The sequence below is a fragment of the Pseudomonas sp. EL_65y_Pfl1_R83 genome (assembly GCF_963970695.1).
In the GTDB taxonomy this organism is placed as follows: domain Bacteria; phylum Pseudomonadota; class Gammaproteobacteria; order Pseudomonadales; family Pseudomonadaceae; genus Aquipseudomonas; species Aquipseudomonas tritici.
This window is the reverse complement of record NZ_CAXAQI010000162.1, coordinates 1-580: the sequence shown is the minus strand read 5'-3', so window position 1 is coordinate 580 and position 580 is coordinate 1. Positions and strand designations below refer to the sequence as shown.

Annotated in this window: 1 protein-coding gene; it reads right to left on the bottom strand. The window is 66.9% G+C overall.

All coding sequences use genetic code 11. From position 1 onward, the window contains the following. On the bottom strand, positions 1 to 580 hold a 580-nt coding region (locus tag AACY08_RS28195), incomplete at both ends, for an FAD binding domain-containing protein (RefSeq protein WP_339472385.1).

Genomic DNA, 580 nt, shown 5'->3' with positions numbered 1-580 from the left:
CAGGTTCGCGGCCACCGTCAGGCGATATCCGCTCGATCCGCGAACGTCGGTCAGCGGTTTGAAGTCGTCGTGAAGCGCCATCGCGGCCGCTTCGAATGTCGCCTCCGACCATGGCTGGCCAACCAGCGCCTGCTCGGCATTCGTCGCGCGCTTCGGGGTCGCCGCCATCCCGCCGAATGCGAGCCGCGCACTTCGCACGGTGTCGCCGTCGAGATCGATCGCAAACGCGCCGAGCACGGCGGAGATGTCGCTGTCGAACCGTTTGCTGAGCTTCGTGATCGCGATCCTCGTGGTCGATGTTGGACGCGGCACGAACAGGCTCTCGACGAACTCGCCCGGCTGACGGTCCTGATGACCGTAGGCGATAAAATAATCTTCGAGCGGTAGCGTGCGGCGCTCGTCGCCGCAGCGCAGCGTCAGTGTCGCGCCTAGCGCGATCAGCGCGGGTGGTGTGTCGCCGATCGGCGAACCATTGGCGATGTTGCCGCCAATCGTGCCGGCGTTGCGCGCCTGTGGGCCGCCGATCCGACGCACGAGTTCGCCGAGGTCCGGATGTAGCCGTCCGAGCGGCTCGGCGGCA